Origin of the sequence: Streptomyces sp. DvalAA-14, assembly GCF_900091855.1 — a bacterium.
GTDB lineage: Bacteria > Actinomycetota > Actinomycetes > Streptomycetales > Streptomycetaceae > Actinacidiphila.
This window is the reverse complement of the sequence record NZ_FMCH01000212.1, coordinates 1-4,279: the sequence shown is the minus strand read 5'-3', so window position 1 is coordinate 4,279 and position 4,279 is coordinate 1. Positions and strand designations below refer to the sequence as shown.

The following is a 4,279-nucleotide window of genomic DNA, read 5'->3' as shown; positions in this document are numbered from 1 at the left end:
TCGCGGGCAGGGGGTGGTGGGGGGACGCCGAGGTAGTGGGAGAGGCCGAAGCGGTGGGCGCGGTGGGCGCGGTCGCGGGGCCGTGGCCGGAAAGCGACGCCGGGCCGACGCCGCCGACCTCGCCGACACCGCCGATCCGGCCGGACCGTCCCGCCGGACCCGCCGAGCCCGCCGCTTCCGATTCCAGTGCCCTGGCCAGCGCCGGGCGGGCCGGCGGCTGTACGGACAGCGCGCCGGGGATCGCGGCGGCGTCGAACCGGGGATCGGTCAGGGCCAGCCGCAGCGCGTGGCGGTGGCCGAGGAAGCGCGGGTCCACCACGGCGACCCGGTCGGCGGCCGGTACGGCGGCCAGCCGCGCGGCGGCCTCCGCCGGGGTCGCCGCCCGGACCACCTGGAAACCGAGCGCCCGCAGGTCGTCCGTCAGCGGCGACGGCGGCGGCGCCCCGTTGGCGGGGCCGGTCAGAATTGCGGTCGGCAGCGGAACCCACTCCCTCAAGATGTCCGGGGCGTGCCCATGGGCAGCCGGCAGCGGCGCCGGGCGGGCACGGTCGCGAGGCTATCGGATACCCGATGACCCCAGTTCATGGCATGTTCGCCAGGACTTTCTCCATCTGATGCGATCGTCGGCTTCCCCGGCGCCGGCGCCGGGGCCCACCGCGCTGCGGCCGACCGCACCGGGGGTCTCCCAAGGGGCGCACCGCCCGCCGGGGATCCCCGTCCGCCCGAACGCTCCGCCGGACGGGTGAGCCCGGTAGCTTTCGGCCACCCCGTCGAAGCACCTCATCACCGCAGGTCACCGCACATGACAACGGTCTCCAGTACCGGCTTGCCCACCATGCGTGACCGGTGTTGACTGGCCGCCGTGGCCGCCGCACCCACCGAAAAGGCGCAGCGGTACCGACAAGCGAGCACGGCAGGGCGGACCCGAGCAGATCGGGGCAGGTCAGCGCGGTCGGTGCGGACCGGGGCACGGCCGGACAGAAGCAGCCCGGCCGGACCGAGCCGGACGGGCCCGGCGGAACCGGGGCACAGCCGGCGGAAGGAGAGCGCGTCCATGGGGGCAGGGCACAGCCACAGCCACGGACCGGACGGCGCCACGCGCCCGACCGGGACGGCGGGAGCGGCGTACCGCGGCAGGCTGCGGATCGCGCTGGGCATCACCCTGCTCGTGCTGGCCACCGAGGTGGCCGGCAGCGCGGCGACCGGCTCGCTGGCCCTGCTCGCGGACGCGGGGCACATCGCCACCGACGCGGCCGGCCTGGCCATGGCCCTGCTGGCCATCCACTTCGCCGCCCGGCCGCCGAGCGAGCGCCGCACCTTCGGCTACGCTCGCGCCGAGATCCTGGCCGCGGTGCTCAACGCGGTGCTGCTGTTCGGCGTCGGGGCCTTCATCTTCTACGAGGGCGTGCGGCGCCTGGTCACCCCGCAGACGATCCACGGCGGCGCCACCATCGTCTTCGGCCTGATCGGCCTGGTGGCCAATTCGGTGTCCCTGCTGGTGCTGATGCGCGGCCAGAAGGAGAGCCTGAACGTGCGCGCCGCGTTCCTGGAGGTGATGGCGGACGCCTTCGGCTCGCTCGCGGTGGTGGTGTCGGCCGTGGTCATCCTGAACACCGGCTGGCGGCAGGCCGACGCGGTGGCGTCGCTGCTGATCGGGGTGCTGATCGTGCCGCGCACCTGGCGCCTGCTGCGCGAGGCGGTGGACGTGCTGCTGGAGGCGGCGCCCCGGGGCGTCGACATGGGCTCGGTACGGCGGCACATCGAGGAGCTCAAGGGCGTGGAGGGCCTGCACGACCTGCACGTGTGGACGATCACCTCGGGGCTGCCGGTCCTGTCCGCGCACGTCGTGGTCAGCCAGGACGTGCTGGAGGCGGTCGGCTACGAGAAAATACTGCACGATCTCCAGGGCTGTCTCGGCGCGCACTTCGACGTGGAGCACTGCACCTTCCAGCTGGAGCCGGTCGGCCACGCGGAGCACGAAGCGCGGCTGTGCCACTGAGCCGCCCGGGCCGCCGGAGTGCGGAGCGCCGTCGGACCGGGTGTACCCACCGCCGTGCCTCCGAGCGCCGCGGGGGCCGAGCGGTGCGGGGGCGGGCCCGGTGTCCGGGTGAGGCAGACTAAGGACTTGTCGTCGAACGCGAAGGATGGACATGCCCACCACTCCTGCCACCGGCCGACCCGGCGCCGCCTCCGTACCGCCGTCCCCGAACGGGATCGCCGAACCGATCATGCTGGAACTCGTGGACGAGGACGGCGTGACGATCGGCACCGCGGAGAAGCTCTCCGCGCACCTGGCCCCCGGCCGGCTGCACCGCGCGTTCTCGGTCTTCCTCTTCGACGACGAGGGCCGGCTGCTGCTCCAGCGCCGGGCCCTGGGCAAGTACCACTCCCCCGGTGTCTGGTCCAACACCTGCTGCGGGCACCCGTACCCCGGTGAGCAGCCCTTCGTGGCGGCGGCCCGGCGGACCGCCGAGGAGCTGGGTGTCGCCCCGGCGCTGATGCGGGAGGCGGGCACGGTCCGTTACAACCACCCGGACCCGGCCTCCGGTCTGGTGGAGCAGGAGTACAACCACCTCTTCGTCGGGCTGGTGCGCGGCCGGCTGCGGCCGGACCCGGCCGAGATCGACGACACCGCCCTGGTCGGCCCGCAGGCACTGGAACGGCTGCGGACCGACGGCCCGTTCTCGGCGTGGTTCCAGACGGTGCTGGACGCGGCGCTGCCGACCGTGCGCGAGGTGACCGGCGGTACGGCGGGCTGGTGACGGGCGGTACAGCGGGCTATTGACGGGCGGTACGGCGGGCTGGTGACCGCCGTCGCCGCGGGCCGCACCCGCGGCCGGCCGGTCAGTCCGCGGTGGCGCGCAGCGGCAGCGCCGCCCAGATCACCTTGCCGCCGGTCGGTGTCTGCGTGGTGTCGCAGGAGCCGCCGGCCTCGTCCGTGACGCTCTTGACCAGCAGCAGCCCGCGTCCGCCGGTGCGGGCGTGGTCGGTCTCCAGCGCCTTGGGGCGGTAGGGGTGGTTGTCCTCGACCGCCACCCTGATCCAGTCGGCGCCGACCGCCAGCTCCACCGGGATCTCGGGGGACAGCACCGCCGCATGCTTGACCGCGTTGGTGACCAGTTCCGAGACGATCAGCAGCAGTCCGTACAGCAGGTCGTCGTCCATCGGCACACCCAGGTCGGCGATGATCTCGCGCACCGCGTGCCGTATCCGGGGGACGGACGAGTCGAGGGCCGGGGCCGTGAACCGGAACACCCCCTCGTACGGTCTCGGGGCCGGAGCCTGACCTGGCGGAACGCTCCCGCGAACCTCCATGACCGCACCCACCATCGCTTTCGCATCGCTGTGCCCCTGCATCCCCTGCCGACAGTCCGGCAGCTTCCGCCTCACGGGTGAGAGTGTCGGCGTCCTATGCAGTTGCACGGGCGGGAAACCGTAAGTCCGCCCTTTTCCGCGATTTTCGACCGCTGCCGATCGCATTCGTTCGCGTGGTGATCGATTACGGCGTCTTGTGGTCCGGATAGGATCGCGGCCCGGCCCGCAGCCGCCAGAGGAGCCAGAGGAGCCAGCATGTCCGCGCCCGGTCCCGGTCCCGGTCTGCTGGTGACGGTCCAGGACGGCGCCGCGACCGTCACCATCAGCAATCCCGCCCGGCGCAACGCCATGACGCGCGCCATGTGGGAGGCGCTGCCGCGGCTGCTGGCACCGCTGGCGGCCGACCCGCGGGTACGGGTGCTGGTGGTCACCGGCGCGGGCGACACCTTCTGCGCCGGCGCCGACATCAACGATCTGACCGGGCCGGCCGGAGCCCGGGACACCCAGGACGCGGCCGTGGTCGCCGGGGAAGCGCTGGCCGCCTTCCCCAAGCCGACACTGGCGGTGGTGCGCGGCTACTGCGTGGGCGGCGGCTGCCAGCTCGCGGTCGCCTGCGACTTGCGCTTCGCCGCGCGCGGCGCCCGCTTCGGGGTGACCCCGGCCCGGCTCGGCATCGTCTACCCGGCCGCCGCCACCCGGCGGCTGACCGGGCTGACCGGCCCCTCCACCGCCAAGCACCTGCTGTTCTCGGCCGAGCTGATCGACGACGAGCGGGCGCTGCGCACCGGCCTGGTGGACGAGGTGCTGCCGGCCGGGGCGCTGGAGGCGCGGGTGCGGGAGTACACCGCCCTGCTCGTCTCCCGCTCCCAGCTCACCCAGGTCGCCGCCAAGGAGTTCACCGCCGGCCCGCCGGACGCGGCCCGCCGGGACTACTGGGCCGGGCAGGCCGGGACCAGCGGCGACA

Annotated in this window: 4 protein-coding genes and 1 pseudogene; 3 read left to right on the top strand and 2 right to left on the bottom strand. The window is 74.0% G+C overall.

Annotated elements, in window-relative coordinates; all coding sequences use genetic code 11:
* Window positions 1-496 (bottom strand): annotated as a pseudogene (locus GA0115240_RS37970) (hypothetical protein); the annotation flags it as partial.
* A 558-nt stretch (window positions 497-1,054) separates the two neighbouring features.
* On the opposite strand from GA0115240_RS37970, the gene GA0115240_RS10740 reads away from it, so the two are divergent.
* Together GA0115240_RS10740 and idi are read left to right on the top strand one after the other, a co-directional pair.
* Window positions 1,055-1,999: a cation diffusion facilitator family transporter gene (locus GA0115240_RS10740; RefSeq protein WP_093736444.1), complete on the top strand. Its 945-nt coding sequence runs from the start codon at window positions 1,055-1,057 to the stop codon at window positions 1,997-1,999.
* 151 nt (window positions 2,000-2,150) lie between these two features.
* Complete coding sequence (gene idi / locus GA0115240_RS10735; RefSeq protein ID WP_093736446.1) at window positions 2,151-2,762, top strand: isopentenyl-diphosphate Delta-isomerase; 612 nt, start codon at window positions 2,151-2,153, stop codon at window positions 2,760-2,762.
* An 82-nt stretch (window positions 2,763-2,844) separates the two neighbouring features.
* On the opposite strand, the gene GA0115240_RS10730 is transcribed toward idi, so the two are convergent.
* Window positions 2,845-3,315 carry an ATP-binding protein gene (locus GA0115240_RS10730; RefSeq protein WP_093736445.1) on the bottom strand — a complete coding sequence of 157 codons (471 nt, stop codon included), beginning with the start codon at window positions 3,313-3,315 and terminating at the stop codon, window positions 2,845-2,847.
* Window positions 3,316-3,570: 255 nt separating this feature from the next.
* Here GA0115240_RS10730 and GA0115240_RS10725 point away from each other — a divergent pair.
* A partial coding sequence (locus GA0115240_RS10725) for an enoyl-CoA hydratase/isomerase family protein (protein ID WP_093736443.1) occupies window positions 3,571-4,279 on the top strand: 709 nt, incomplete at its 3' end.